The sequence below is a fragment of the Bradyrhizobium sp. YCK136 genome (assembly GCF_044570075.1).
Taxonomy (GTDB): domain Bacteria; phylum Pseudomonadota; class Alphaproteobacteria; order Rhizobiales; family Xanthobacteraceae; genus Bradyrhizobium; species Bradyrhizobium diazoefficiens.
Map to the genome: position 1 here is coordinate 6,356,187 of NZ_CP172424.1, position 26,565 is coordinate 6,382,751.

Sequence of the window (26,565 nt, forward strand, 5' to 3'; positions counted from 1 at the left end):
CATGCACGTGCCGGTCCAGGCCATCGACCGCGAGATCTGGCGCCACAGCGTTGCGTCCGAGGGCACGCGGCTGATCCCCGAGGAGACGCCGCTGGCGCTGACCTACAATGGCGGCACCTATGCCGTCATGATGGGGACGCCGCAAAACCTCGAGGACTTCGCAGTCGGCTTCAGCCTCAGCGAAGGCATCGTCAGATCGGTCGACGACATCCGGTCGCTCGAAATAGTCCGCCTCGACGACGGCATCGAGCTGCGCATGTGGCTTGCGCCGGACCAAGCCGCGCGCATCAGCGAACGGCGGCGTCATATCGCCGGCCCGACCGGCTGCGGCATCTGCGGCATCGAGTCCATTGCCGAAGCCGTGCGGCCTGCGGCCGTCGTGCCGCCGGGGCAGACCTTCACGCCCGAGCAGATCATGACGGCGATGCAGGCCATCGCGCCGCTGCAATCGATCAACATGCAGACCCGCGCCGTTCACGCCGCCGCGTTCTGGTCTCCTGCCGGCAACATCGTCGCGCTGCGCGAGGATGTCGGCCGCCACAACGCGCTTGACAAGCTTGCCGGTGCGCTGGCGCGCAGCCGGACGGATGCGCGCGGCGGCATGGTGCTGCTGACGAGCCGCGTCTCGGTCGAGATGGTGCAGAAAACCGCCGCGATCGGCGCCCCGCTGATGGTCGCGGTCTCCGCGCCGACCGCGCTCGCGGTCCGCACCGCGGAAGCCGCCGGCATCACGCTGATCGCCATTGCCCGGCAAGACGGGTTCGAAGTGTTCACGCATGGCGGCCGCATCGTCGCCTGCCATGCTACGGAGGTTGCCGATGTCGCCTGACCGCCTGATCTACATGGCCAACCAGATCGGCAGGTTCTTCCAGAGCCAGGGCCACGACAAGGCCGTGCCGGGAATCGCCGAGCATATCAAGAAGTTCTGGGATCCCCGGATGAAGCGCGCGATCTTCGCCCATCTCGACGCCGGCGGCACGGGCCTGGAGCCCAATGTCCGCGAGGCCCTCACCTCGCTGAAGCCGGCGACGTCCCTTCCAGCAACGCCCTGAACACGCGCCGCACCTCGCTCTGCGTCTCCTTCACACGCGCCTCCAGCGACGAGAAATCCGGCGCATCGCCGGCACGCGCCATCACGCGTTGGAGATCGGTGCCGGCGGTTTCCGGCTTGAAGCGGTCGCTGACGCAGAGCCGCAGGATCTGCGTCAGGTCGTGATAGAGCCGCGCTGCGGCACGCAGGATCTCGGCCTCCGACTGTGGCAGCACGCCGAGCCTCGCCGCATTGTCCAGCACCTGAAGCGTGCTGACGTCGAGAATATCGGGCTTGTGATGGGCATGCACGAGCTGGAGATATTGCGCGATGAAATCGATGTCGATCATGCCGCCGGCGGCATATTTGAGATCCCAATAGTCGGTCTCGCCCTTCTCCTGCGCGATCGCGCGCCGCATGTCGGCGACGTCGTTGGCGATGGTGGCAGGATCGCGGCGGCGGGTCAGGACATCGCGGATGACGCCCGCGATCCGCTCGCCGAATTCAGCCGATGCCGACACCACGCGGGCTCGCGTCAGTGCCATGTGCTCCCAGGTCCAGGCCTCGTTGGCCTGATAATCCGCGAAGGAGGCAAGGCTCGAGGCCACCGGGCCGGCCCGCCCCGACGGGCGCAGCCGCATGTCGATCTCATAGAGCACGCCGTAATTGGTGCGCGTCGTGAAGGCGCTGATCAGGCGCTGGGTGAAGCGCGCGAAATAATGCGCGCCCTGAAGCGATTTCGGCCCGTCCGAGTCCGGATTCTCGCTGTCGAAATCGTACAGCAGGATCAGGTCGAGATCGGACGACGCGGTCATTTCGCGGCTGCCGAGCCGGCCCATCGCGATGATCGCCGTCTCCTGCCCCTTGATCCGGCCGTGCTGGGCAGCAAAGCGATCGGCAACGAGGTCATGCACTGTGTGGACGACGCCTTCGGCGACGTCGGCAAAGGCCGTGCTCGCCTGCTGCGCCGAGACCGTGCCGGAGAGGATGCGCGTGCCGATCAGGAACAGGCTCTCCTGCCCGAACAGGCGCAGGCGATCGAGGAATTCCTCATATGAGGCGGCATCCTGCACGGTGGCGGCGAGCCGCCCCGACAATTCCCGCCTGTCCGGCATCGCGCCGAAGAAGCGCGGATCGATCAACCCATCCATGAGCTGCGGCTGCCGCGCCAGCATCTCGCCGAGCCGCGGCGCCGCGCCCAGCACCAGCGCCACGAGCGCGACGAGATCGCGGTTCTGGCCAAGCAGCGTGATCAGCCGGCCGCCACGCTGGAGCGCCCCAAGGAATTGATCGAACGCCACGACGGCGCGGTCCGGCTCCTCGGCGAGGGCGAGGCCGTCGATCAGGGCCGGCACGAATTCGATGAAGGCGCTTCGCGTCGCCTCGTTGCGGAACACGCGATAGTCGCCCGTGATCCAGTCGCGCACGGTCTGCGCCACGGCGGCAGGCTTCTTGAAGCCGAGCGTCGTCAGGTGCTGGAATAGGCGCGGATCGTCGGGACCTGCACTGTAGTCGAGCGCCGGCAGCTTTGCCGTGCCGGTCGGGTCATCGCCCTCGAACAGCTTCTCGTAGTGCCCCTGCACGATCTCGAGCTGCCGCAGCAGGTCGCGCGCAAAGGCCTCGCGATCCGGATAGCCGAAGAACCGGGCAAAGCGCTCGACCGCTTCCCTGTCGTCGGGCAGCGCATGGGTCTGCTCGTCGGCGACCATCTGGAGGCGATGCTCGACCCGGCGCAGGAATTCGTACGCCCTGGCGAGTTCGTCACGCGCCGCAAGGGTGATCCAGTTGCTGCTGGCGAGCACATCGAGCGCGGCGAGCGTCGGCCGCACCCGCAATTCCGGATGGCGGCCGCCGGCGATCAACTGCTGGGTCTGCGCAAAAAATTCGATCTCGCGGATGCCGCCGCGGCCGACCTTGACGTTGTGGCCTTCGACCGCGACCTCACTCTGGCCGCGATAGGTCTGCATCTGCCGCTTCATGTCGTGGACGTCGGCAAGCGCGGCGAAGTCGAGATGCTTGCGCCAGACGAAGGGGGCGATCTCGGCGAGCAGCGCCTCGCCTGCCCTGGCATCGCCGGCACAGGCGCGCGCCTTGATCATCGCGGCGCGTTCCCAGGTGCGCCCTTCCCGCTCGTAGTAATGCAGCGCGGCGTCCCGTGAGATCGCCACCTGCGTCGAGGACGGATCGGGGCGCAGGCGCAGATCGACGCGGAAGACATAGCCGTCATAGGTACGCTGCTGGAGAATGCGCGCCATGCCTTGCGTCACGCGGACGAAAAACGGCTGCGGCTCGATATCCGGCGCCAGCGTCGTGGCGTCAGGGTCGAAGAACACGATGAGGTCGATGTCGCTGGAATAGTTCAGCTCGCCCGCCCCCATCTTGCCCATCGCGAGCACGATCAGGCCGCAGCCCTCTTCCGGTGCCTCGGGATTAGGCGGGAAAAGCTTTCCTCGTGCGGCTTCCTGCCGCAGCAGGTACTGGAGCGCCGCCTGCACGGAGGAGACCGCGACATCGGTCAGCGCCGACGTCACCCGCATCACCGGCCAGACCCCGCCGATGTCGCACAACGCGGTCAGGAGCGCCGCCTCCGCCTTCATGCGGCGAAGCAGCCGCATCACCTCGGCCTCGTCAGGTGCCGCGAGCACCGCGCCCCTCGCCTCCGCGATCAGTGCGGCGAGATGAGTATCCGGATCGCATTCGAGCAGCCGGATCAGGCGCAGCGGATCGGCGCGCACCAGATCGAACAGATAGGGCGAGAATTCCGCGATGCCGACGAGGATATTCCGGCCGAAGGGCTGAACCAGCAGCGCTTCGAGACGAGCCGATTGTGCCGGCTCGAGCTCGGCCAGCCAGCTTTCAAAACGTCGTTCGTCGGTTGTGGAAGCGGCAATATGGGGAGCCTCCGCGAAGCGTGCGGCCAGGCTCTCACCATGCTTGTCCGCGTTTCCCGGCGCGGAGTGGTTCATGCCACCTTCTGTGGCACATCCGGTATTGGAGGAGCAACCCTGTCGCCCGCGCCCGCGCGCGCCGGCAGCACCAGCGTGGCGACGAGGCCGGGATGGGCATCGCCCAGCCGCAATTCTCCGCCATGGAGCGTCGCAACTGCGGAGGCAAGGCTGAGGCCGAGGCCGGAGCCCGGCAGCGTGCGGCTAGCTTCAAGCCGGACGAATCGTTCGACAGCATGTTTGCGGTCGGCTTCCGGAATACCGGGGCCGCGATCGGTGACGCTCAGCAGCACCTGGTCGCCCTCGCGCTTCGCCTCGATCATGATCTGCCCAGAGTCCATGCTGACCACGGTTCCGCCGGCCTGCGTCACCGGCTTGCCGTATTTGATGGCATTCTCGACCAGATTGGCGAGCGCCTGGCTGATCAGCTCGCGGTTGCCGTGAACCGGCGTCGGATCGGCCTTGACCTTCAGGGTCATGCCGTCGTCTTCAGCCAGCGGCTCGTAGAGCTCGTGGATGCCGCCCGCGACATCGGCGGCATCGAAATCGTCCATGTTGCCGCGCGCCTGGCCGGACTCGGCGCGCGCGATCATCAGCAGCGCGTTGAAGGTGCGGATCAGCCCGTCGGATTCCTCGATGGTCCGCTCCAGCGCGGCGCGGTAGTCGGCCTCGCAGCCGGATTTCGCCAACGCTTCCTCGGCGCGGTTGCGCAAGCGTGTCAGCGGCGTCTTGAGATCGTGGGCGATATTGTCGGAAACCTCCTTCAGCCCCGCCATCAGCGCCTCGATGCGCTCCAGCATGGCATTGAGGTTTTCGGCGAGGCGGTCGAGCTCGTCGCCGCTGCGCCCCACCGGCAGGCGCTCGCTGAGATCGCCGGTCATGATGCGGTGCGCCGTGCCGCTCATCGCGTCGATGCGCCTGAGCACTCTGCGCGCGACGAAGACGCCGCCGCCGAGCCCGAGCACGACCACGATCAGGACTGACCATTGCGCGGCCTTGGCGACGATGCCGAACAGACGACGCCGCTCGGCGAGGTCGCGGCCGATCAGCAGCCGGAAGCCGTTTTCGAGCTCGGTGACGCGCACGAGCGCGCGGTGATCGCGCTCGTCGGCGTCCTCGATCCGCCGATAGGCCGTCTCGGTCCAGCCGCGCGTTGCCATCACGCCCGGCGCCAGCGAGCCGACATTGCCGGCCACCGCCTGCCCCGTCGGCGTCGTCACGAGGTAGAGATTGGCGCCCGGTCGCAGCGCCCGATACTCGATCGCGCGCACGAGGCCGACGAGGCCGCGGCGGCCGTAGATCTCGTTGATCTCCGAGGTCTCGGCATTCACCGTCTGCGTGATTTCCTCGGTGATGAGCCGCCGCGTATTCCAGGCGAAATAGGCGAGCAGCGAGGCTGCGAAAATCGCGAACAGAAACAGGTAGACCAGCGTCAGCCGGAATGCCGTGGTGCGGATCAGTTTACCGAATGCCGTCACGGATCATATACCCGGCGCCGCGGATCGTGTGCAGCAGCGGCCGCTCAAAACCCTTGTCGATCTTGGAGCGCAGCCGCGAAATGTGCACGTCGATCACGTTGGTCTGCGGATCGAAATGATAGTCCCAGACGTTCTCCAACAGCATGGTGCGCGTCACCACCTGGCCGGCGTGCTTCATGAGGTATTCGAGCAGGCGGAATTCGCGCGGCTGAAGCGTCAGTTCATCCTTGCCGCGGGCAACGCGATGGGAGAGCCGGTCGAGCTCGAGATCGCCGACACGATAGAGCGTGTCCTCGGCCGGGCCGCCGCGGCGGCGCGACAGCACCTCGACCCGCGCCAGGAGCTCGGCGAACGAATATGGCTTGGGCAGATAGTCGTCGCCGCCGGCGCGCAGGCCCTTGATGCGGTCGTCGACCTGCCCGAGCGCGGAGAGAATCAGCACCGGCGCGGTGTTGCCCTTGTCGCGCAGCGCGCCGATCAACGACAGGCCGTCGCGCTTAGGCAGCATGCGGTCGACCACCAGCACGTCGTAATCCCCGTTCTCGGCCATGGCGAGGCCTTCCTCGCCGTCGGGGGCGTGGTCGGCAATGTGTCCGACTTCGCGAAACGCCTTCACGAGGTAGTCGGCGGATTCGCGGTCGTCTTCAATGATGAGGAGGCGCATCGTGCGTTCGGCGGCGGTCAAGGAGGTCACCTTCTCTAAACATGGCGCGAGCGGCAATCGCATGCAAGCCGAGTGGGAGAGCCTCGGGTCGAGAAAAAGGCGGGCGGTGAAGCTGGGGGGACCTCACCGCCCTAGGCCTTCCGACGGAGGGGGGCGTAATTCCACCGGAAGGTAGATTGGGGAAGCGAATGTTACGCTGCTCCCCCGAAGGGCGCCGGCGGCTGGGGCGACTGATGCCGGCGACACCCTTCATTGCGTAGCCTCCTGACGCTTACCCCTTGGCGAGGGGAATCGCGACGAAGCGCGACTGGCCGCCGCTCTTCACGCGCATCAGGACGCTGTTCTTGTTGTCGGTCCGCGCCGTGTTGATGGCCTCGCGGACATCGCCGGCGGTGCTGACGCTCTTGCCGCCGACTTCGAGAATCACGTCGCCTTCCTTGAAGCCGCGTTCGGCCGCGGCGCTCTTCGGATCGACTTCGGTAACCACGACGCCTTCCTTGCCGGCGCCTGCCACGGAGTTCGCGGGCGCAACGGTCATGCCGAGCTTGGGCACGTCGGTGCCCTTGGTCGCGCCCTTGCCGCTGTCGTTATCGGTATCGGCCTTGGCCTCGACCGTGTTCGGCAGCTGGCCGAGGGTGAGGTTCACGACCTTGTCCTGGCCCTTGTGCAGCACGTTGAGCTTCACGATCGCACCGGGCGCCATGCCGCCGATGGTGCGGGCGAGCTCGCGGGCGTCCTTGACGGATTCGCCGTTGACCGAGGTGATCACGTCGCCGGACTCGATGCCGGCCTTCGCCGCCGGACCGTTCGCCTGCGGCTCCGCCACCAGCGCCCCTTCGGCCTTCTTCATGCCGAGGCTGTCGGCGATATCCGACGTCACCGGCTGAATCTGCACCCCGATCCAGCCGCGGCTGACCGAACCCTTGTCCTTGAGCTGGGCAACAACCGTCTTCACGGTGTTGGCCGGGATCGAGAACGCGATGCCGACACTGCCGCCGGAGGGCGAGTAGATCGCGGTGTTGACGCCCATCACCTCGCCGTCGGTGTTGAAGGCCGGACCGCCGGAATTGCCCTTGTTCACGGGCGCGTCGATCTGGATGAAATCGTCATAGGGACCGTTGCCGATGTCGCGGCCGCTGGCCGAGACGATGCCCGCGGTCACGGTGCCGCCGAGACCGAAGGGATTGCCGACTGCGAGCACCCAGTCGCCGATCCGCGGCTTGCCGTCGGCAAGCTTTGCGAACGGGAAGTTCGAGCCGCCCTCGACCTTGATCAGGGCAAGGTCGGTGCGCTGGTCGGTGCCGATCACCTTGGCGGTATAGGTCTTGCCGTCGTCGGTGGTGACCTCGACCTTGTCGGCGCCGTCGACCACGTGGTTGTTGGTCACGGCAAAGCCGTCAGCCGAGATGAAGAAGCCGGAACCCTGGCCCTGCACGACGCGGCCACGGCCGCCCTTCATGCCCGGGATGCCATCCGGACCGCCGAAGCGCCGGAAGAAGCGCTCCATCGGCGAGCCCGGCTGGAACGGCGAGGAGGAATCGTCGCCGTCATCGTTGCTCGCGGTCTTTTCCTTGATGTTGACCTTCACCGAGATCACCGACGGCTTCACGCGCTCGACGATGTCGGCGAAGCCGACCGGGCGTTCAACCTTCCGGACCTCGTTGTTGACCTGCGCATGCGCCGGGCTCGAGAACAGGTCGGCCGGCGACACCGACGGGCTGAAGCCGTAGACGGCTGCGCCGAAGCCGGCGACGACCGAGGCCATCAGCGCGATCTTGCGCGCGGAGAAGACCGACCGGCGCGGCTGCCGGTAGGACGGAAGGTTCGAAAGGTCGGGACGTTCGGTCATGCAGAGCTCTCCAGGGCCTTGAAATCCATTTGGTGCGGGATGGCAGCACCTTACGGACCTGAAGATGGGGGCTCGCGCCTTACCGTGCGCTGGCGGCGGGGTTAAACTTTCGTAATAAGGGGCGGCGTTGATGCGGCAGTTTAGCGCAGACCGAAAATTGTGGTCTTACAGGAACTTATTCGAGTTCCGGTGACCGCCTCCCCGGCGAGGTTTTAGGCGACCTCAGCTTGCCCTGACGCTGACGATGAACTCGTCGACTTCACGCTTCAGGGTCTCGGCCTGCTGCGACAGATCCACAGCGGAATCCCGGGCCTCGGCCGCCATGCGACCGGTCTCGGCGGAGGTCGAGGTGATCTGGGCGATGTGGTTTGACACGTCGAGCGTACCGCGCGCGGCGTCCTGGACGCTGCGCGAGATATCCTGGGTGGCGTTGCGCTGCTGGGCAGTGTCGACCTCGATGCCGGACATGATCGACGAGATCTCCGACAGCGTCTTCGAGATGCCGTCGATCGCCCCGCGCGTCTCCGCGGTGATGCCCTGGATGCTGGCGACATGGGAGGTGATCTCCTCCGTCGCCTTGCTGGTCTGGTGCGCGAGGCTCTTCACCTCGGAGGCGACGACGGCAAACCCCTTGCCGGCCTCCCCCGCCCGCGCCGCCTCGATGGTGGCGTTGAGCGCCAAAAGGTTGGTCTGCGATGCGATCGCCTGCACGAGCTGCACGACCTCGCCGATCTTGTCGGCGGCGTCCGACAGCGTGTGGATGGTGTCGCGGCTCTTCTCGGCTTGCGCCGCCGCGCCCTCGGCGCGCTGGGTCGCATCGGTGACGCGTCGGCTGATCGTGCCGATCGAATTCGTCATCTCCTCGGCGGAGCCCGCGACCGTCTGCACGCTGGCGCTGGCCTGGCTCGCTCCGCTCGCCACCGCATTGGCCTTGGTGCTGGTGTCGTTGGCCGTCCGCGACAGCGTCTCGGCATTGCTCTTCAGATGCACGGCCGACGAGGCCACGCTATCGACGACGCTGGCAACGAGATCGTTGAAGCGCTTGATCCGGGCGTCCAGGAATTTCGACCGCTCGGCCTGGTGCTGCGCTTCACGCAATTGCTGCTCGGTGAGGCGGCGCCGTTCGAGCCCGTTGGTCTTGAAGACCTCCAGCGCGCCGGCGAGCAGGCCGATTTCGTGGTGCCGCCGAGCCCCGGCACGGGGGTTTCGAACTTCTGGTCGGCGACCTCGCGCATGGCATGCACGATCGCCGCGAACGGACTGAGGATGCCGTTGCGCACTGCAAACCAGGTCGTGAGGCAGATCGCGCAGGCGACGACCGCAATCACACCGCAGGCGATTAGGAAGTAGGAGAATGCGGCCTGTGCCTGCTGGTAGATCTGCATCGCGTGATCGCGTGCGGGCCCGCTCAGCGCAGCAAAGTCCGACGACAGGCTGGTGATCTCGTTGTTGAGATAGAGCACCGCGACGAATCCGGTGCCGCCGCCGATGCCCAGCAGGAACAATAATGCAGCGACGACGGCGCCGACCAGGAAGCGGATCGTCAGATTGCTGTTCGCGAACATTGGGGAACTCAGAGTCTGGAATCAAATCTCGGGACAAGCTTCCAGACAAAGGTCAACATAGCATGAAACACCCGGCGGCGGCCGGCAGATTACGTATCAATACGTAGCCGGGAGGATTTCACGTCGCTAGGACGATTTGGCCTCGTCCGACATCAATGCCGCGAGTCTCGCCTCTTCATCGGGCGTGAGCGGCGGCGCAGGTAGGTCTGCACCGCTCCGCGAGCGACGCCGGATTTGCAGCCACAGCGCCAGGCCACCGCCGGTCAGCAGCAGGGGGCCGAGCAGCCACAGCAGCAAGGTCTGCCGCTCGAAGCGCGGCTTGAGCAGCACGAACTCGCCATAGCGCGCGACCAGGAAGTCGAGCACCTGCGAGTTGCTGTCGCCGGCCGCGATGCGCTCGCGCACCAGGAGCCGCAGGTCGCGCGCCAGCGGCGCATCGGAATCGTCGATCGACTGGTTCTGGCAGACCATGCAACGCAGCTCGCGCGACAGGTCGCGCGCGCGCGTCTCCTTCGCCGGATCCGACATGATCTCGTCGGGCTGCACGGCATGCACCGCGGGCGAAGCCAGCAGCGCAAGCGCGACGAACGCGGCCATCATCCGGCGCATCGGATCACTCCGCCGGCTGCAGGCGCTGCTTGGCCCGCGCCGGTTTTGGCGCGCCGACCCGCAGGCGGCGATCGGACAGCGACAGCACGCCGCCGAAGGCCATCAGCACCGGACCCCACCAGATCAGCAGCACCAGCGGCTTGTGATAGACCCGCACGGCAATCGCGCCCTCGGCATTGGCATCGCCCAGCGAGATGTAGAGCTGGCTCGCCCCGCGGGTCAGCAGCGCGGCCTCCGTGGTGGAGGAGCCGCGGGTGGTGAAGCTGCGCTTGGACGGCGTCATGACGCTCAGTGTCTCACCGTCGCGGCTGACGTTGAACTCGGCGATCATCTCGCGGTAGTTCGGGCCCTGACGCTGAAACAACCCGTCGAGCTTCACGTCGTAGCCGGCGACATGGGCGATGTCGCTCTGCTTCATCGTCGCGATATATTCGCTGTTCCAGGTGATCTCGCAGACGATCCCGATCAGCGCGACGCCGAGGCCGGCATGCGCCAATGCCGCGCCCCAGGCCGAGCGTGGCAGGCCGCGCGCCCGCTGCAGCGCTGTTGCGAGCGGCAGACGAACCAGGCCCGTCCGCTCGACCAGATCGGTGACGGCGCCGGCGATGACGAAGACGCCAAGTCCGATCGCGAGCGGTGCGAGCGCGCTGCCGCCACGCGTCCAGGCCCAGACGATCGCGACTACAACGAGCCCGGCAACGCCGGCCGCGAGCAGCCGCTGGGTGACGCCGAGCAGATCGCCGCGCTTCCACGCCAGCATCGGCCCGAACGGCACGGCGAGCAGCAACAGGGCAAACAGCGGTGCGAAGGTGAGGTTGTAGAACGGCGCGCCAACCGACATCTTGAAGTCGGCGAGCATCTCCATCGCCAGCGGATAGAGCGTGCCGAACAGCACGACCGCGCAGGCGACGGTCAGCAGCAGATTGTTCAGCACCAGCGCGCCCTCACGCGAGATCGGCGCGAACAGGCCGCCCTGCTTCAACGAAGTCGCACGGCCTGCGAACAGCGACAGGCTGCCGCCGATGAACAGGCAGAGGATCAGCAGAATGAACACGCCGCGGGTCGGATCGGTGGCAAAGGCATGCACGGAGGTGATAACGCCCGAGCGCACCAGGAAGGTGCCGAGCAGCGATAGCGAGAAGGTCAGGATCGACAGCAGGATGGTCCAGACCTTCAGCGCGTTGCGCTTCTCCATCACCAGCGCCGAATGGAGCAGCGCCGTCCCGGCAAGCCACGGCATCAGCGAGGCGTTCTCGACCGGATCCCAGAACCACCAGCCGCCCCAGCCGAGCTCGTAATAGGCCCAGTAGGAGCCCATCGCGATGCCGAGCGTCAGGAATATCCAGGCAACCAGCGTCCACGGCCGCACCCATCGCGCCCAGGCGGCGTCGATCCGCCCCTCCATCAGCGCCGCGATGGCAAAGGAGAACGAGATCGAGAATCCGACATAGCCGAGATAGAGCATCGGCGGATGCACGGCGAGACCGATGTCCTGCAGCACGGGATTGAGATCGCGTCCCTCGATCGGCGGGTTGGCGATACGCAGGAACGGGTTCGAGGTCACCAGGATGAAGAGATAGAAGGCACTGGCGATCCAGGCCTGCACCGCGAGCACATGCGCGCGCAGCGACAGCGGAAGATTGTTGCCGAACGCCGCGACCAATCCGCCGAACAGCGCCAGGATCGACACCCACAGCAGCATTGAGCCTTCATGGTTTCCCCACACGCCGGTGATCTTGTAGAGCAGCGGCTTCATCGAATGCGAATTCTCGTAGACGTTGGCGACGGAGAAATCCGAATTCACATGCAGCATCACCAGCGCCACGAACGAGGCGCCGACGAACAGCAGCTGCGCCAGCGCGGTGGAGCGCGCCACGCTCATCAGCGCATCGTCGCGCAGCCGCGCGCCGATCAACGGCACGATGGATTGGATCAGTGCCAGGCCGAGCGCCAGCACCAGCGCGTAATGCCCGGATTCCGCGATCACCGCACCGCTCCTTGCGGGTTGCCCTGCGCTGTCGTGGCCGCAGGCTTGACGCCATCAGAAGCCTTGCCGCCGTAATCGTCTTTCCAGTGCCCCTGCTTCTTCAGGGCATCTGCGACGTCCTTGGGCATGTAGGTCTCGTCGTGCTTGGCAAGCACCGTGTCGGCCTTGAACACGCCGTTAGCATCGAGCGCGCCTTCGGCGACAACGCCCTGCCCTTCGCGGAACAGGTCGGGCAGGATGCCCTTGTAGGCGACCGGCAGCTTGGCGTTGCCGTCGGCGACCTCGAAGCTCACCGCGAGATTGTCGCCACGCTGGAGCGAGCCCGGCTGCACCAGGCCGCCGAGGCGAAACCGCTTGCCGGCCTGAACGTGCTTCTCGGCGACCATGGTCGGGGTCGAGAAGAACACGATGGAGTCGCGCAGCGCGTTGAGCACCAGCGCGGCGGCGAGCGCGAGCACGGCGAGTGAGCCGCCGATGATGGTCATGCGTCGCTGCTTGCGGGTCATGGCGTATCCGTTCTCTCGTCTCGTCCTGACATCGTCATCCGTCGAGCCCGAGAGTTTTGAGGCCTTCATTGAGCTGGCGGAGCCGTTCGGTATCCTTGGCGACCGCTTGACGGGCATCGCTCGACGCGCCGACCGCCTTGTCGCGATCGCCCATCACGAGATAGGCACGCACGAGGCGCAGCCAACCCTCGACGTCGTCGCTGTTCTGCTTCAAGCGCGTCGCCAGTCGCTCGACCATGCCGCGGACCATGGCGCCGCGATCGCCCTCGCTCATGTCCTTCGATGCGGCGATCGTCTCATCGGACAGTGCCGGCATCGTGCCGCCGCCGACCCGCACCAGCGAGGACTGCACCAGGGGCCGCCACGGCGCATCCGCCGGAGCCTTGGCCAGCAGCGCGCGCCAGATGGTGGCGGCATCGTCCTTGCGGCCGTCCTGCTCGGCGGCGAGACCGAGGAAGTAGTTCGCCTTGGGATCGTCTGCGTTCAGGGCATGCGCCCGTTCGAACTCGGTCTTGGCCTCGGCGGTCACCACGCCGCCCGCAGCGGCCGAGATTGCTTCGCCGAGATCGGATCTGCGCTCCGGGCTCTCACCATTGTAGGTAATCGAGTTGCGATAGGCCCGCACCGCATCGTCGAAGCGGCCGAGCCGCTCCAGCACCGGCGCGAGCACGTTCCAGCCGCGTCCATCGGTCGGATTCTTTTCCAGATGTTGCTCGACCTGCACGACGAGGTTCTCCAGAGATCCCGCCATGCCGGAGCCGGACCCGCGCTCCCGCTGCGCCAGCGGAAAGTCCTGAAGCCGGGGTGAGCCGAGCGGCATGTAGACGCCGATCGCAACGAGCGGCAGACCGACAAGCGCCAGCACCGCTGCCGCGCGGCGCCATTTGAGGCTCGATTTGGGCTCCGACACAGGCTCGCTGCCGGCGGCAGCGAGCAGCCTGCGGCTGATCTCGACACGCGCAGCCTCGGCTTCAGGCGCAGCGATCAGTCCCGAGGCAAGGTCTCGCTCGATCTCGGTCAACTGGTCCTTGTAGACGACGACCTCGCTGCCCTGATTTTGCGCGCGCGCGCTGCGGCCGAGCGGCCAGAGCACGGCGAAAATCGCCGCGACCGTCATCAGCGCGAACACGAACCATAACGTCATCTGGCAAGCTTCCGGCAGCGCGCCACCCGCGCCCATAGGTGGCTTTACACCACGGCCGGACGATGCGGCAATTGACAATTGTCAATTCGGCGCGACCGGCCACAGCCCCGAAACGGCGAAAATCCAACGGCTTAGCCGATCTCGAAGTCCACACTTCGAGCCGCGTCCTCGCCGTGACCGTTGAGGGCCTTCAGGAAGTATGTTCCCGGCTCGATGGCGTCAGGCAATCTGATGCGCAACGCTCCGACCGGAACCGGAGATGCAACCCTCGTGACCGTCTCAGGCAGTTGCCGACCGCTTGCCTTCTCGACCAGCACCACCTTCGCGCCGACCATCAGTCTTTGATATTTGGCAACAATGACGCGGTTCTCGATTTCGATGGAGCTGATAACGGGTTTCATGCGCCCACAAATAGAATTCCCCGGACTTGCATCGGGACCGTAGGGCCCGTCACCGACAGCTTCAACCACAAATTGTGATCACAAAAATATGCGCTTGAATCAGCTTGCGCGCGACGATTTGCGCTCGCCCGTGAGTGCGTTCTCCGCGGCGCGGCTCATCAGCGAGGCGTAGTCATCGCCGAACAGCACCTGGCAGAAGCGAATCGCAGCCTGCACCTGCTGTTGCCGATAGGTGCGGACCTTGAGATCGGCGGCGCGCAGCGACTGCACCAGCTGCTCGGTCGAGCGCTCGACATATTGCTGCAGGTCGGAATAGGTGCGCAGCGTCACCTCGTTGATCGCGAGCTCGCTGGCGTAGTTGCGGCAGGTCGCGACGAAATCGATCAGCGCCGCGGTTTCCTCCACCTCGGTGCTGTCGATCCGCGCGCCCGGCGGAATGTCCTTCTCGGGGCGCTGGCGCAGGATCCGGCGAACGCGGCCGGGAACGCTGTCGATCTCGGATTGCAGCGCATTGGAGATATCGGCCCGGATCGAGGTCAGTTGCTTACCCCAGGCGGAATCGTTGCGCAGGTCGAGCTCGGTGCGCAGGCCGCGCACACCGTCGTGCAGCGCCTTGAGATTATCGGCGACGTTGTCGAACTGGCCGCGCTTGATGTCCATGCGCAGGATCGCGGCGACGCAGGACAAATCGTGCAGGGCGATCGTGACGGCGACGCCATAGGGCGTTGCCGCCACGCGGATCTCGTCGTCCGATGCGGCAATCTTGATGGCGAGGCGGATGATCTGCCACGGCGCGGTCATGCGCTGCACGACGATCGACAGCGCGAAGGGCAGCATCTGCGGCGTCTGGAGGACAGGGATGTTGAGCGCCGACGTCACCGAGGCGATCTGGGAGTCGCCGAAGGCGCGCAGGAAGCGCGGCAGCTTCTCGTTCAGGGTGGCGATGGCCTCTCGGACCTGGAGTACCGCTCCGACCGAATAGAGGTCCTCGATCACGTTGGGCGGGCCGACGCGGGCCAGCGCGCGCGACTTGTCGCCGCCGCCCGGCCCCGTCAATTGGAAGATGGCGTCCGCAGCCACCGCCTGGAGCTTCTGGGCGAGCGCTTCGACCTGCCCCGCACTGTCAGCGGCCGGCATGCGCGCCAGCGCCGCCTCGAATTCGTTCAGCTTGTCCGGAGCACCGTCACAGCCGAGCCATTGCCAGATCGGATGCAGCGAGGAGCGGCGGATCTGTCCGACCCGGATCGGGGCGCCCGCCTCGACGAGGAACGGTTCCAGCACCTGGAACAGGAGCCGCGACAGGTCGTCCGTCCGCGGGGGTGGGGTTTCGTCGGCCTCCGTCTTGCGGACGATCCTGCGCAGCTGCTCGAGCACGAGGGTCGCCACAGCCGTGTCCTGGCCGCGCTCGAGCGCGCGCTCGAACTCCCGCATCAGCAGCGCCTGCGACTGCGGCGGGAGCTGCGCGAGATATTCCCTCAGCCGCTCGATCGATGTCTGGCTCATGCGCCCAGGTAATGCACGGTAAAGTGGCGGACATGGGATGCGTCCGAGCGCGATCATAGAAGGCTGCGCCTTAAGAAGCCGTTGAGGACGTTGGCCCGAATCCTCCCGTTTGCTTGCGGATCGGCCGTCCCGGAACCAAAAAATCCTGTTGAAACAAAGGATTATATTCCGGGGAGGACCAACTCGGCCCGCAAGCCGCCGATTGGCGCGGCGCCGAGGGAGAGGCTGCCGCCATAGAGCGCGGCAAGGTCGACCACGATGGAAAGCCCGAGCCCCGAGCCGGGCTTGGACTCGTCGAGCCGCTGGCCTCGCCGGGAGACCTGGGTGCGCTCCGCCTCCGACAGGCCGCGGCCGTCGTCGTCGACAATGATCCTCAGGCGCGGACCGGCGCCGGCCTTATGCGGCACTTCCACCAGCACCTCGATGAAGACCCGGGAGGCCGCCCATTTGCAGGCATTGTCGACGAGATTGCCGACCATCTCCTCCAGATCCTGCCGCTCGCCCCGGAATTTTGCCGACGGATCGGCCTTGGCCTCGACCATGATGCCGCGGTCGCGGTGGATCTTCTCCATCGTCCGCCGCAGCGCCTCGATGGCGGGTGCCACCTCCGTCACGGTCGCGACGACCGAGACGCGCGCGGCGATGCGCGCCCGCTCCAGGTGATGGGCGACCTGGTCGCGCATCACGTCCGCCTGCTCCATCACCTTGGCCGCGAACGGATCGGCAGCGTGAACGCCGGCTTCGTTGACGATGACCGAAAGCGGCGTCTTGATCGCATGGGCGAGATTGCCGACATGGGTGCGCGCGCGCTCGACGATCTCGCGATTGGCATCGATCAGCGCGTTTGTCTCGCGCGCGAGCGGCGCGATCTCGACCGGGAATTCGCCCTCGAGCCGCTCTGCCCGCCCGGAGCGAATGTCGGCGATCGACTCCGAGATGCGCTTGAGCGGCGCGAGGCCGAAGCGGACCTGGAACACCGTGGTCAGGAGCAGCACGATGCCGAGCGCGGTGAAGGTGCCGCCGAGGTAATAGTCGAAGCTGCGCGTCTCGTCGAAAATCTCGCTGTCGTCGCCGGCGACGCTGACCAAATATTTGCCGTCGGCGCCGAGATCGACCGGCCGTTCCACCATCCGCAGGTTCTGCCCCTCGGGACCATCGACATAGCCGAGCCGGATGCCGGCGGCGGTGAGCTCGGCACCGTGCTCCTCCAGCTTCGGCAGCTTCTTGTCCCAGAGCGAGCGCGAGGAGCGCACCTCCGGCTTTTCGGTGTCGGTGCGCGTGATCTGCCAATACCAGCCGGACAGCGGCAGCTCGAACAGGGGCTCGCCGAGCGACTGGAACTGGCGGTCCGGGGGCTCGTCCGGGGTCGCGACCTCCGCGATCAGCGTGCGGAGATAGAGATTGAGCCGGCGGTCGAAGGCGCGTTCGGTCGCGTTCTTGTAGACCGACGACAGCACCACGCCGGTGATGGCCAGGATCACCACGAGCCACGCCGTCGCCGACAGGAACAGGCGGTTGGCAAGCGAGCTAGCGGGCATCGGAACGATCCCGGGAGGCGCAGGATGGCAGGGCGTCGGACGTCATAACCGGACCAAGGCCCCCTGTTCGGCCTCCCGTCAAGCCCGCAACGCCTCAGGCGCCCGGAGCGGGCGGCGGGGTCAGGAGATAGCCGAGGCCGCGGACGGTCTGGATGATGTCGACGTCGAGCTTCTTGCGAATACGGCCGACGAAGACCTCGATGGTGTTGGAGTCGCGGTCGAAGTCCTGGTCGTAGAGATGCTCGACCAGCTCGGTGCGGGAGACCACGCGTCCGGAATGGTGCATCAGGTAGGCCAGAAGCCGATATTCGTGCGAGGTCATCTTGACGGGATTGCCGGAGACGCTGACCCGGCCGGTCCTGGTGTCGAGCGTGACCGGGCCGCAGCTGAGTTCGCTCTGGGCATGTCCGGTGGAGCGGCGCAGCAGCGCGCGGATGCGCGCCAGCACCTCCTCGAGATGGAACGGCTTTGCGACATAGTCGTCGGCGCCGGCATCGAAGCCCTGGACCTTGTCGCTCCAACGGTCGCGCGCGGTGAGGATCAGGACCGGCATGGTGCGGCCGTTGCGGCGCCAGGCCTCCAGCACCGAGATGCCGTCCTTCTTCGGCAGGCCGATGTCGAGTACGACGGCATCGTACGGCTCGTTGTCGCCGAGATAGTGCCCCTCCTCCCCGTCGAAGGCGCGGTCGACGACATAGCCGGCGTCCGTCAGCGCCTTGGTGAGCTGGCGATTGAGATCGGGGTCGTCCTCAACAACGAGCAGGCGCACGCTTCTCTCCAAAGATAGGCCGCATGAACAACAGCCTCAGATGAGCAATTCCGGCGTGAACTGAATATGAACGCGGGGAACCGGCCGCGTTACTTTTTGGTCATATACGCCCTGTCACGCGCCGACGCGACTGCGCCCGCCAGGCTGCCGGACGAGCCGGCGGCATGGCGGGCGCAATGTGCCGCGTTACGCGGCGAGTCGGAAGGCCCGTGACGTTCGGATCCGGCTGTCAGGTCCGGAAGAATACGAACCAGATGACGGCGAGGATCAGGATCGCGAGCCCGGTCGAGATGGCGAGCAGCGCGGCCACCGACGGCCCGGGTTCGCCCTGGCGCGCCTCGGTTGCAGTTTCGACGATCTGATGCTGGTCTCGCGTGGTTGCCATGATGCCCTCAATCTCTGCGTGTCGCCTCCGATGACCGCGACCGCCTCACGGCCCTGTGTCCTGAGGCAACGCCCGATCCGATACGATGTTCCGGCTTTTGCCGCGGGCTCGGGCAGCAACCGGACGCGGGGCGGCTGGTTAACGCAGTTGCAAGATTCCGCACCGCGCCGTGTTTGATTCGGTGTTCCCCGATGGTATTCTCATAAGTCTGTCCCCGTTGCGTTTGGAGTAGCCCATGGCCCCCCGCGCCAATTGGAAGGGTTTTTTGCGTTTGTCGCTCGTGACCTGCCCGGTCGCGCTCTATCCGGCCACTTCGGATACCGAGAAGGTCTCCTTCAACCAGATCAACCGCAAGACCGGCCACCGGATCAAGTACCTCAAGGTCGACGCCGAGACCGGTGACGAGGTGACCTCCGAGGACATCGTCAAGGGCTACAAGGTCGACACCGACACCTATATCGAGGTCACCAAGGACGAGCTCGACGAGATCGCGCTCGACTCGACGCACACGATCGAGATCGACGAATTCGTGCCGAAGGCCGACATCGACAACCGCTATCTGATCCGCCCCTATTATCTCGTGCCGGACGGCAAGGTCGGCCACGACGCCTTTGCAGTGATCCGCGAGACCATCCGCAGCATGGACAAGGTCGCGATCGGCCGCGTGGTGCTGACCAACCGCGAGCACATCATCGCACTGGAGCCGCTCGAGAGCGGCCTGATGGGCACGCTGCTGCGCTACCCCTACGAGGTCCGCAGCGAAAAGGAATATTTCGACGACATCCAGGACGTGAAGCTGACGAAGGACATGCTCGACCTTGCAAAACACATCGTCGAGAAGAAGTCGGGAGCGTTCGAGCCCGAGCTGTTCGAGGACCATTACGAGGCCGCGCTGATCGATCTCATCAACAAGAAGCGCTCGGGCGCCCCGATCGCGGCCAAAGCGGCGCCGAAGACGGGCGGCAACGTCATCAACCTGATGGACGCTCTGAAGAAGAGCCTCGCGAGCGAGAAGGACGCTGCTCCAGTGGCGAAGGTCGTCAAGGAGACCGTCAAGGGCAAGAAGCCGAAGAAGCGCGTCGAAGGCCAGCGCGAGATGCTGCTGCCGATCGCCGGCAAGGGCGGCAAGGAAGCTGCGGCGAAAACGGCCCCCAAGGAAGCCTCGAAGAAGGCCGACAAGCCGGTGCGCGCGCCGGCGCGGGCGAAGAAGGCCGGTTAGCGGCACGCCGCTTACGATCGCGCCGTGATGTCTCCCCTCGCCCGTCGGCCGGCCTGACATGCCCTGGTCGGCGGCGTTCGACGATCCGATCTCGCTGCGCAACGGGCGCAAGCTGCGGACGCTTCAACAGGCGGCCGATCACATCATGCAGCTGCCCGAGGACGCGCAGCACGCGAGCCACTGGCAGACCGCGATCGAGACCCTGATCCACGCGGCCGAGACGGGCGGCGGCTGGACGATGTTCGCCCGCATCGCGATGTTGCGGGCGCTGAACGCGGACGTCAGTCGCAAGTAAGCCCCACCTGGCGCGGTGGCGCTTGCAGCATTCGCCCTCCCTCGCCCCGCCGAGACATAGCCTCAACAATCGGTTAAGCGGCGCCATCGCCTTCGGCGCCCTCCGGCGAGGCAGCAAGTAATCCTACGGAAGACAAAATTAACCCTCGATTCCCATTGCGCACCACAAGGTCGCGCGGTCGATTGAACCAGGGTTTGCACGCGGTGCAGCAGCAGGACGCCAGAAAGAACTACATCGGCCTCGTGAACGACACGAGCGAGGACAAGCGCCTTGCAGACAGCGCGGCGCGGTCACAGCCGCGCGTCATGAGCTATCTGGTCGGACGCCTCGCAGCGGCGCTGAGACGCCCCGGCAAGGCCCCCCTGGACGCGCGATCAAGTCCTGAAAGCAACGACGCCGTCAAATCCACCCGAGTTGGGTGACGAAACCTTAAGTCAATGAATGCCAGCATATAAGGCCTGAGGTCGGGACCGCCCCGCCAGCACTTTGACGCGCGCCCTGCGAAATTTAGTGAATCAATTTACCATTCCGAAAACGGCGCCAGCCTACGTTGGACGGATGAACGGGAGTTGACGATGGCATTGCTCAAGTCCTTTCTTGCCGATGAAAGTGCAGCCACCGCTATCGAGTATTGCCTGATTGCCGCCGGCATCGCGCTCGTGATCGTCACGGTCGTGAACAACACGGGCAGCGCGCTCCTGAACAACAAGTTCAACTCGATCGACGCGGCCACGAAGTAGGCCGCATGCCCCGGCCCGAAGTCACCTTCCGACATCGGCGAGACCGTGCCGGCACGCAAGGCCCGCCGGCGTAACAGACCATGATCTGGGTCAACAGCACCAGGGCGGCGACGGCTAAGCATGGAGGCCGAGCTTCCTCCCTGTCGGCCCGTCCATGCACCCAGACCTCCCCCACTCCCAACTGAAGATCCGCCGCGTTCGCCTCGATACCGGCCGCGAGAACGTCGTCGTCATCTCCAGGCAATCGAAGGCGCTGCGCGCAGAGATCTTCCGCGGCTTCAGCCGCGTCGAGCTCCGTCTCAACGGCAAGGTGCTGCTGGCGACGCTGCTGATCACTGACGACGACACTTTGGCCGCCCAGGACGAGATCGGCCTCTCCGAGCCCGCATTCCGCCGTTTCGCCGAACCGGTCGGCACGCTGGTCGCGGTGACGCCCGCCACGCCACCGGAGAGCCTTGAAGCGGTGCGTGCGAAGATCCGCGGGCGAACCTTGAGCCAGGCGGAGATCGGCGCGATCATCAACGACCTCGCGCATTATCGCTACTCCGACATGGAGATCGCCGCCTTCCTGATCGGTTCGGCGAGCTTCATCACCAGCGACGAGCTCCTGGCCCTCACCGGGGCGATGGCCCAGGCCGGCACTCAACTGGTGTGGCCGGACCCTGTGGTCGTCGACAAGCACTGCATCGGCGGCATTCCCGGCAATCGCACCTCGATGGTGGTGGTGCCGATCGTCGCCGCGCACGGCCTGCCGATCCCCAAGACCTCCTCGCGCGCCATCACCTCGCCCGCCGGCACCGCCGACACGATGGAGGTTCTGGCGCGGGTGAATGTCGGTGTCGAGGAGATGAAGGCGATCGTCTCGTCCTGTAACGGCTGCCTGATCTGGGGCGGCCACGTGAACCTGTCGCCTGCCGACGACGTCCTGATCTCGGTCGAGCGACCGCTGAGCCTCGATACTCGCGAGCAGATGGTCGCCTCCATCATGTCCAAGAAGATCGCGGCGGGCTCGACGCATCTGCTGATCGACATTCCGGTCGGGCCGACCGCGAAGGTCACCGGCGCCGTCGAGGCGATGCGGCTGCGAAAGCTGTTCGAATTCGTCGGCGACCGGTTCGGCCGCACGGTCGAAGTGATCACGACCGACGGCCGCCAGCCGATCGGCAACGGCATCGGGCCGGTGCTCGAGGCCAACGACGTGATGGCGGTGCTCGGTAACGATAAGGATGCCCCGCGCGACCTGCGCGAGAAATCACTGCGGCTCGCCGCCCATCTCTTGGAATACGATCCGAAGCTGCGCGGCGGCGCGGGCTACGCACGGGCGCGCGAATTGCTCGACAGCGGCGCGGCGCTGAAGCAGATGCAGAAGATCATCGACGCCCAGGGCCCGTCGACATGCAGCACCGAACTGGGATCGCTCAGCTTCGACATCAAGGCGGCGCATGACGGCACGGTGTCCGCGATCGACTGTCTGCGGTTGAACCGGCTCGCCCGCACCGCCGGCGCGCCGCTCGACAAGGGCGCCGGCATCCGCCTGTTCAAGAAGATCGGCGACCACGTCGAGCAGGGCGAGCCGCTCTACCGCGTCTACGCCTTCGATCAGCCGGAGCATGATCTCGCAGCCTCCGCCGCAGCGGCAGGGAACGGCTACACCGTCGATGGTCACGACGCGCTCCCGGGCAAGACGGCGTCGTGAGCATGATCGCGTTCCAGACCCTGCCGTTCGGCACCGAGGCGGCGAAGCGTCTCGCGGCGCGGCTTGGGCTTGCCTGCGACGAGATGACCCTGCACCGCTTCCCGGACGGCGAGCTGCGCGTCACGGTCGCGCCCGCGGCCGACACCACCATTCTCTATGCCGCGCTCGATCAACCCAACGACAAGCTGATCGCCCTGCTGTTCGCCGCAGAGGCGCTGCGTCGCGGCGGCGCAAAGCGGCTGGTCCTGGTCGCGCCCTATCTGTGCTACATGCGGCAGGACATTGCGTTTCATGCGGGCGAGGCCATCAGCCAGCGCGCCATGGGCACTCTGCTTGCGACGATCGTCGACCGCGTCGTCACCGTGGATGCGCACCTGCACCGCACCCCCGACATCGCCGCCGTGTTTCCCGGCATCGAGGCCGAGAACCTGTCCGCGATGCCCGCGATTGCGAACGCGCTTGTCGCGGCCGGCATCGATCCCGCGACCGTCGTGATCGGCCCCGACGCCGAATCCGAGCCCTGGGTGAGAGACCTCGCGGGACGGCTGGACTTGCAGCACACGGTCGCGCGAAAGCTCCGGCGCGGCGATCGCTCCGTTGAGATCGATTTTGCCGACGCCGCCCTGCTCGCGGGACGGCCGGCGCTGATGGTCGACGACATCGTCTCCTCCGGGACGACGCTGATGATCGCGGCGAAAACATTGCGAGCGATGGGCGCAAGCGCCGTCGATTCGATCGTGACGCACGCGCTGTTTCCACCCGCGATGAGCGCCGCATTCGCCGACGCAGGCATCCGCTCCATTCGCTCGAGCGACAGCGTGCCACATCCGACCAACGCGATCTCACTCGACGAAATTCTGGCCGCGGCTCTCAAGCGCGAGCTCAACCCGACACTTCCGCCGGAGACGACGACATGAGCGTGACTGTTCGATTCTGCGGCGCCGCCCGCACCGTGACCGGCTCGAGCTACCTGTTCCAGACCGCGGCCGGGCGCTTCCTGGTCGACTGCGGCCTGTTCCAGGGACAGAAGACGCTCAAGGCACTCAATTACGGCGCCTTTCCCTTCCGCCCCGCCGACATCCAGGCGGTGCTGCTCACGCACGCCCATATCGACCACAGCGGGCTGCTGCCGAAACTCGTGCGCGAGGGTTTTGACGGACCGATCCTGGCGACGCGCGGCACCATCGACCTCTGCTCCTGGATGCTGCCGGACGCCGGCAGCATCCAGGAGTCCGAGGTCACGCAGCTCAACCGGCGCAACGCGGCACGCGGTCGGAACGAGGTCGAACCGATCTACACGCAGGCCGATGCGATCACCTCGCTGCAATCGTTCCGCCCGGTCGACTATGAGCGCTGGACCGACGTGATGCCCGGCGTTCGCGCGCGCTACTGGAACGCCGGCCACCTGCTCGGCTCCGCCTCGATCGAGCTGGAATTCGGCCGGGACGGCCGGGAACGCCCGTTGCGCGTCCTGCTCTCGGGCGACGTCGGGCCGGAAGCTAAACTGCTCCAGCCCGATCCCGAGGCGCCGGTGGACCTCGACTACGTCATCTGCGAATCCACCTATGGCGACCGCGTGCGCCCCGTCACCACGCCCGAGCAGCGCCGGCAGCATCTCGCAAGCGAGATCCGCGATGCCGCCGCGGCCAAGGGTGCCCTGCTCATCCCCGCCTTCGCGGTCGAGCGGACCCAGGAGCTCATCGTCGACATCGTCCACCTGATGGAGCGCGGCGAAGTTCCGGCAGCGCCGATCTTTCTGGATTCCCCGCTCGCGATCCATGCCACCGAAGTCTTCCGCGAGCATGCCGCGAGCCTCGATCCCGGCGTCGACGTCGACCGCCTGCTCAACTCGCCGCATCTCAAATTCACCGAGACGGTTGCCGAGAGCAAGGCGATCATGCGCCTGACCGGCTTTCACATCATCATCGCCGCCAGCGGAATGTGCGACGCGGGCCGCATCCGCCATCACCTCAAGCGCTGGCTGTGGAACGAGCGCGCGACTGTGCTCCTCTCCGGCTTCCAGGCGCACGGCACGCTCGGCCGCTTCCTCCAGGACGGCGCCAAGGCCGTGCGGATCCAGGGCGACGAGATCAGGGTCGCTGCGCGCATCCGGATGATCGACGAATATTCCGGACATGCCGACGCCGCCGGCATCGCCGGCTGGATCGCGGCGCGCCGCCCGATCGCCCGCGGCCTGTTCCTCACCCACGGCGAGCAGGATGCAATCGCCGGGCTTGCCGAACGGCTGGGCGAACGTATTGTCCCGGCCGCAAAGATCTATCAGCCGGTGCTCGACGACATCTACGAGCTCGAGGCGCCCGAGCCGCGCGTGCTCGACGTCGACCATCGCCGCCGGCTGGCGCCCGAGGCCGTCACGCATCTCGACTGGCACAACGAAATGTCGGAGCTGATGCTCGACATCAGCGACAAGGTCGCAGCCGCCGCCGACGACCGCGCCCGCGGCGTCATCATCCGCAGGCTGCGGCGCGCGCTGCAGGAGAATGAGTAGAGCGACGCGGAATGTCGCCCTTGTCGGAAAGGGGCTAAAACGCGCGCGAATACAACGCGCGAGCCGTTTCCATTCGTCCGCTCGTGGTGAGGGCACGTTGCATCGTGATCCAGCTCAGGAGTGCGATCGCCAGACCTGCGGCCACATCGGAAAAGTAATGGCTTCCGTCCACCGGCGTGGCCGCAATCATCGCAACATTGAGCAGCACGGCGATCCAACCCACATATCTGACCGGCCAAAGCGCCAACAGGAAGAGAAGTCCAAGCGCGGCGTGCAAGCTCGGAAAGCTGATGATCCCTTCGGCGCCTTCCGCGACCAGATGGCGTAAGGTCCCGTCCCGCAACCCAAAGAATACGGGAAGCGGCAGATCTCGCGTCATCGGCACGATGGCGGGAGAATCGACTGCTGACAGATGCAGATGCCCCCAAACACCCTGCGCCGGCATAAAAGCGGAAACGCCGATGGTCAGAAGCGTCGTCAGAACGAAGCTCAGCATGAAGATGCGCAATCGCAGGGCATGGCCCGCCGCGGCCAATACGAGGACGACGGCCGTCGTTTGCACGGCAAAGCTCGCATACGCACCCGCCAGGATCCTATGCAGAAGCGGCGCAGCATTCATCGCCGCAAGCCACGCCATCCAGTCAAAGCCAAGCCGCTGGTCCAGTACGGCGAACTCGCTGTCCCACAGCGGAAATGCAGCGCTTGCCGCGACGTATGACAGCGGAGCTCCCACCGCCGCAAATGCGACGACCTGGGCGGCGCTGACCAGCGCATCGGCGAGAGCCGCGTCCCTTCTGATGGTCGCATAGAACCAGCCCATCAATACGAGCAGGCCGGCAACGAGGGCGGGTTTCCAGAATGAAAGCCATTCCATCTGAAACGGCCCAAGCGTCGACGCGATCAACACAGCGCCGGCCGAGGCCCCGATCGCGATCCAGACGACACGATCGGCACGCTTCAATTGGACAAGGTGGATATCTGGCAGACTCAGCCTGTCTGGCATGGGGGCATCCGATCGCCGGCCTGGTCACCACGGCCCTGTCGCCACGCTAGCGAGGCAAAATTGAGCCTGCGTTAACGCAACAACACGAACACGGCGGAATTTCCTTTTCATTAGTGCTGTGCCGACGGCAACGGCACCCTACTGCCGCGTGACGTTTGATCTTTACGATGTTCGCGTTATGGCGTTGTGTCGTGCAATTGCACCTTTGCAGAGCGTAGGCTCGAACTCCGGCGGCCCGATCACATGGCTTCTTCCGACAGGCCGACCTTGACGATCCGGGCTCGTCTTGGCTCGGACCGATCGGTGACGATCACCGTTCTTGGAATGCTCGCGGCCGTCTCGTTTCTTCCGGTGCTGCTGACCCCTATTCCCGCGATGGTCGATTATCCCAATCACCTCGCCCGCATGTATATTTTGAGCCAGAGCGGCACTCCCAACGCCAATCCGCATTACGAGGTGGCCTGGGCGTTCTATCCCAATCTTGGAATGGACCTGCTGGTCCCGCAGATGGCGCGGCTGATGAGCGTCGAGAGCGCCACACGGCTGTTCCTGCTCCTCAGCCAATTGTTGATCGTAGGGGGCGCGCTTCTGCTCGAATGGGCCCGCAAGGGACGTGTTCATCTCGCCGGCTTTGCGGCGCTCGCTTTCCTCTACTGTCTGCCGTTCAGCTGGGGCTTCGTCAATTTCGAGTTCGGACTGGGCCTCGCCCTCTGCGGCATCGCCGTCTATC

Annotated in this window: 23 protein-coding genes and 1 pseudogene; 9 read left to right on the forward strand and 15 right to left on the reverse strand. The window is 65.9% G+C overall.

The window, feature by feature from the left end; all coding sequences use genetic code 11:
• The first annotated feature begins 1 nt into the window (after position 1).
• Positions 2 to 829 (forward strand): formate dehydrogenase accessory sulfurtransferase FdhD, encoded by an 828-nt coding sequence (gene fdhD, locus ACFLEY_RS30745; protein ID WP_060911218.1) that lies wholly within the window; start codon positions 2 to 4, stop codon positions 827 to 829.
• The gene (locus tag ACFLEY_RS30750; protein ID WP_060911217.1) at positions 819 to 1,052 is read left to right on the forward strand and encodes a formate dehydrogenase subunit delta; all 234 of its coding nucleotides are present in this window, start codon (positions 819 to 821) and stop codon (positions 1,050 to 1,052) included. The genes fdhD and ACFLEY_RS30750 overlap by 11 nt, the downstream gene beginning before the upstream one ends.
• On the opposite strand, the gene ACFLEY_RS30755 is transcribed toward ACFLEY_RS30750, so the two are convergent.
• The 14 genes and pseudogenes from ACFLEY_RS30755 to ACFLEY_RS30820 all read right to left on the reverse strand — a co-directional run bounded on the left by ACFLEY_RS30755 (position 1,009) and on the right by ACFLEY_RS30820 (position 18,373).
• Complete coding sequence (locus ACFLEY_RS30755; RefSeq protein WP_011085917.1) at positions 1,009 to 3,996, reverse strand: bifunctional [glutamine synthetase] adenylyltransferase/[glutamine synthetase]-adenylyl-L-tyrosine phosphorylase; 2,988 nt, start codon at positions 3,994 to 3,996, stop codon at positions 1,009 to 1,011. The two genes, ACFLEY_RS30750 and ACFLEY_RS30755, sit on opposite strands and share 44 nt — an antisense overlap.
• Positions 3,993 to 5,453: an ATP-binding protein gene (locus ACFLEY_RS30760; protein WP_011085916.1), complete on the reverse strand. Its 1,461-nt coding sequence runs from the start codon at positions 5,451 to 5,453 to the stop codon at positions 3,993 to 3,995. The genes ACFLEY_RS30755 and ACFLEY_RS30760 overlap by 4 nt, the downstream gene beginning before the upstream one ends.
• The gene (locus ACFLEY_RS30765; protein WP_038965709.1) at positions 5,437 to 6,117 is read right to left on the reverse strand and encodes a response regulator transcription factor; all 681 of its coding nucleotides are present in this window, start codon (positions 6,115 to 6,117) and stop codon (positions 5,437 to 5,439) included. Before ACFLEY_RS30765 ends, ACFLEY_RS30760 begins: the two co-directional genes overlap by 17 nt.
• Before the next feature lie 271 nt (positions 6,118 to 6,388).
• Positions 6,389 to 7,966, reverse strand: coding sequence for a Do family serine endopeptidase (locus ACFLEY_RS30770; protein ID WP_011085914.1), 1,578 nt, complete (start codon positions 7,964 to 7,966; stop codon positions 6,389 to 6,391).
• Between the two features lie 222 nt (positions 7,967 to 8,188).
• A pseudogene (locus ACFLEY_RS30775) lies at positions 8,189 to 9,531 on the reverse strand (methyl-accepting chemotaxis protein).
• Between the two features lie 126 nt (positions 9,532 to 9,657).
• A complete protein-coding gene (locus ACFLEY_RS30780; protein ID WP_011085912.1) occupies positions 9,658 to 10,140 on the reverse strand; it encodes a cytochrome c-type biogenesis protein in 483 nt (160 codons plus the stop codon).
• Positions 10,141 to 10,144: 4 nt separating this feature from the next.
• Positions 10,145 to 12,127 carry a heme lyase CcmF/NrfE family subunit gene (locus ACFLEY_RS30785; RefSeq protein ID WP_060911216.1) on the reverse strand — a complete coding sequence of 661 codons (1,983 nt, stop codon included), beginning with the start codon at positions 12,125 to 12,127 and terminating at the stop codon, positions 10,145 to 10,147.
• Complete coding sequence (gene ccmE / locus ACFLEY_RS30790) at positions 12,124 to 12,633, reverse strand: cytochrome c maturation protein CcmE (protein ID WP_011085910.1); 510 nt, start codon at positions 12,631 to 12,633, stop codon at positions 12,124 to 12,126. Before ccmE ends, ACFLEY_RS30785 begins: the two co-directional genes overlap by 4 nt.
• A gap of 34 nt (positions 12,634 to 12,667) precedes the next feature.
• Positions 12,668 to 13,777 carry a c-type cytochrome biogenesis protein CcmI gene (gene ccmI, locus ACFLEY_RS30795; RefSeq protein ID WP_011085909.1) on the reverse strand — a complete coding sequence of 370 codons (1,110 nt, stop codon included), beginning with the start codon at positions 13,775 to 13,777 and terminating at the stop codon, positions 12,668 to 12,670.
• A 131-nt stretch (positions 13,778 to 13,908) separates the two neighbouring features.
• Positions 13,909 to 14,178, reverse strand: a complete 270-nt coding sequence (locus ACFLEY_RS30800; protein WP_028172238.1) for a hypothetical protein — start codon at positions 14,176 to 14,178, stop codon at positions 13,909 to 13,911.
• A gap of 99 nt (positions 14,179 to 14,277) precedes the next feature.
• Positions 14,278 to 15,681, reverse strand: coding sequence for a hypothetical protein (locus ACFLEY_RS30805; RefSeq protein ID WP_060911215.1), 1,404 nt, complete (start codon positions 15,679 to 15,681; stop codon positions 14,278 to 14,280).
• 161 nt (positions 15,682 to 15,842) lie between these two features.
• Positions 15,843 to 17,219 carry a sensor histidine kinase gene (locus ACFLEY_RS30810; RefSeq protein WP_011085906.1) on the reverse strand — a complete coding sequence of 459 codons (1,377 nt, stop codon included), beginning with the start codon at positions 17,217 to 17,219 and terminating at the stop codon, positions 15,843 to 15,845.
• Positions 17,220 to 17,313: 94 nt separating this feature from the next.
• On the reverse strand, positions 17,314 to 17,988 hold the full coding sequence (locus ACFLEY_RS30815) for a response regulator transcription factor (protein ID WP_011085905.1): 675 nt from the start codon (positions 17,986 to 17,988) through the stop codon (positions 17,314 to 17,316).
• 229 nt (positions 17,989 to 18,217) lie between these two features.
• Positions 18,218 to 18,373, reverse strand: a complete 156-nt coding sequence (locus ACFLEY_RS30820) for a hypothetical protein (protein WP_165448146.1) — start codon at positions 18,371 to 18,373, stop codon at positions 18,218 to 18,220.
• 235 nt (positions 18,374 to 18,608) lie between these two features.
• Here ACFLEY_RS30820 and ACFLEY_RS30825 point away from each other — a divergent pair, with 235 nt between their 5' ends.
• The 7 genes from ACFLEY_RS30825 (at position 18,609) to ACFLEY_RS30855 (ending at position 24,832) form a co-directional block, all read left to right on the forward strand.
• Positions 18,609 to 19,592 (forward strand): Ku protein, encoded by a 984-nt coding sequence (locus ACFLEY_RS30825; protein WP_028172240.1) that lies wholly within the window; start codon positions 18,609 to 18,611, stop codon positions 19,590 to 19,592.
• Positions 19,593 to 19,650: 58 nt separating this feature from the next.
• Positions 19,651 to 19,887 (forward strand): hypothetical protein, encoded by a 237-nt coding sequence (locus ACFLEY_RS30830; RefSeq protein ID WP_028172241.1) that lies wholly within the window; start codon positions 19,651 to 19,653, stop codon positions 19,885 to 19,887.
• Between the two features lie 182 nt (positions 19,888 to 20,069).
• On the forward strand, positions 20,070 to 20,309 hold the full coding sequence (locus ACFLEY_RS30835; protein ID WP_171901093.1) for a hypothetical protein: 240 nt from the start codon (positions 20,070 to 20,072) through the stop codon (positions 20,307 to 20,309).
• A 153-nt stretch (positions 20,310 to 20,462) separates the two neighbouring features.
• The gene (locus tag ACFLEY_RS30840; RefSeq protein ID WP_011085902.1) at positions 20,463 to 20,627 is read left to right on the forward strand and encodes a Flp family type IVb pilin; all 165 of its coding nucleotides are present in this window, start codon (positions 20,463 to 20,465) and stop codon (positions 20,625 to 20,627) included.
• Positions 20,628 to 20,781: 154 nt separating this feature from the next.
• On the forward strand, positions 20,782 to 22,323 hold the full coding sequence (locus ACFLEY_RS30845) for a thymidine phosphorylase family protein (RefSeq protein ID WP_060911214.1): 1,542 nt from the start codon (positions 20,782 to 20,784) through the stop codon (positions 22,321 to 22,323).
• The gene (locus ACFLEY_RS30850; RefSeq protein ID WP_396604283.1) at positions 22,320 to 23,240 is read left to right on the forward strand and encodes a ribose-phosphate pyrophosphokinase; all 921 of its coding nucleotides are present in this window, start codon (positions 22,320 to 22,322) and stop codon (positions 23,238 to 23,240) included. Before ACFLEY_RS30845 ends, ACFLEY_RS30850 begins: the two co-directional genes overlap by 4 nt.
• Positions 23,237 to 24,832 (forward strand): MBL fold metallo-hydrolase, encoded by a 1,596-nt coding sequence (locus ACFLEY_RS30855; protein ID WP_060911212.1) that lies wholly within the window; start codon positions 23,237 to 23,239, stop codon positions 24,830 to 24,832. Before ACFLEY_RS30850 ends, ACFLEY_RS30855 begins: the two co-directional genes overlap by 4 nt.
• Positions 24,833 to 24,866: 34 nt before the next feature.
• On the opposite strand, the gene ACFLEY_RS30860 is transcribed toward ACFLEY_RS30855, so the two are convergent.
• The gene (locus tag ACFLEY_RS30860) at positions 24,867 to 25,835 is read right to left on the reverse strand and encodes a phosphatase PAP2 family protein (protein WP_082756325.1); all 969 of its coding nucleotides are present in this window, start codon (positions 25,833 to 25,835) and stop codon (positions 24,867 to 24,869) included.
• Positions 25,836 to 26,565: the final 730 nt, after the last annotated feature.

Excerpts from the sequence above, each read along its gene's own strand:
- fdhD (WP_060911218.1), top strand. The coding sequence starts at position 2 with ATGCACGTGCCGGTCCAGGCCATCGACCGCGAGATCTGGCGCCACAGC.
- ACFLEY_RS30750 (WP_060911217.1), top strand. The coding sequence starts at position 819 with ATGTCGCCTGACCGCCTGATCTACATGGCCAACCAGATCGGCAGGTTC.
- ACFLEY_RS30755 (WP_011085917.1), bottom strand. The coding sequence starts at position 3,996 with ATGAACCACTCCGCGCCGGGAAACGCGGACAAGCATGGTGAGAGCCTG.
- ACFLEY_RS30765 (WP_038965709.1), bottom strand. The coding sequence starts at position 6,117 with ATGCGCCTCCTCATCATTGAAGACGACCGCGAATCCGCCGACTACCTC.
- ACFLEY_RS30770 (WP_011085914.1), bottom strand. The coding sequence starts at position 7,966 with ATGACCGAACGTCCCGACCTTTCGAACCTTCCGTCCTACCGGCAGCCG.
- ACFLEY_RS30780 (WP_011085912.1), bottom strand. The coding sequence starts at position 10,140 with ATGCGCCGGATGATGGCCGCGTTCGTCGCGCTTGCGCTGCTGGCTTCG.
- ccmE (WP_011085910.1), bottom strand. The coding sequence starts at position 12,633 with ATGACCCGCAAGCAGCGACGCATGACCATCATCGGCGGCTCACTCGCC.
- ccmI (WP_011085909.1), bottom strand. The coding sequence starts at position 13,777 with ATGACGTTATGGTTCGTGTTCGCGCTGATGACGGTCGCGGCGATTTTC.
- ACFLEY_RS30800 (WP_028172238.1), bottom strand. The coding sequence starts at position 14,178 with ATGAAACCCGTTATCAGCTCCATCGAAATCGAGAACCGCGTCATTGTT.
- ACFLEY_RS30805 (WP_060911215.1), bottom strand. The coding sequence starts at position 15,681 with ATGAGCCAGACATCGATCGAGCGGCTGAGGGAATATCTCGCGCAGCTC.
- ACFLEY_RS30810 (WP_011085906.1), bottom strand. The coding sequence starts at position 17,219 with ATGCCCGCTAGCTCGCTTGCCAACCGCCTGTTCCTGTCGGCGACGGCG.
- ACFLEY_RS30820 (WP_165448146.1), bottom strand. The coding sequence starts at position 18,373 with ATGGCAACCACGCGAGACCAGCATCAGATCGTCGAAACTGCAACCGAG.
- ACFLEY_RS30825 (WP_028172240.1), top strand. The coding sequence starts at position 18,609 with ATGGCCCCCCGCGCCAATTGGAAGGGTTTTTTGCGTTTGTCGCTCGTG.
- ACFLEY_RS30830 (WP_028172241.1), top strand. The coding sequence starts at position 19,651 with ATGCCCTGGTCGGCGGCGTTCGACGATCCGATCTCGCTGCGCAACGGG.
- ACFLEY_RS30840 (WP_011085902.1), top strand. The coding sequence starts at position 20,463 with ATGGCATTGCTCAAGTCCTTTCTTGCCGATGAAAGTGCAGCCACCGCT.
- ACFLEY_RS30845 (WP_060911214.1), top strand. The coding sequence starts at position 20,782 with ATGCACCCAGACCTCCCCCACTCCCAACTGAAGATCCGCCGCGTTCGC.
- ACFLEY_RS30855 (WP_060911212.1), top strand. The coding sequence starts at position 23,237 with ATGAGCGTGACTGTTCGATTCTGCGGCGCCGCCCGCACCGTGACCGGC.
- ACFLEY_RS30860 (WP_082756325.1), bottom strand. The coding sequence starts at position 25,835 with ATGCCAGACAGGCTGAGTCTGCCAGATATCCACCTTGTCCAATTGAAG.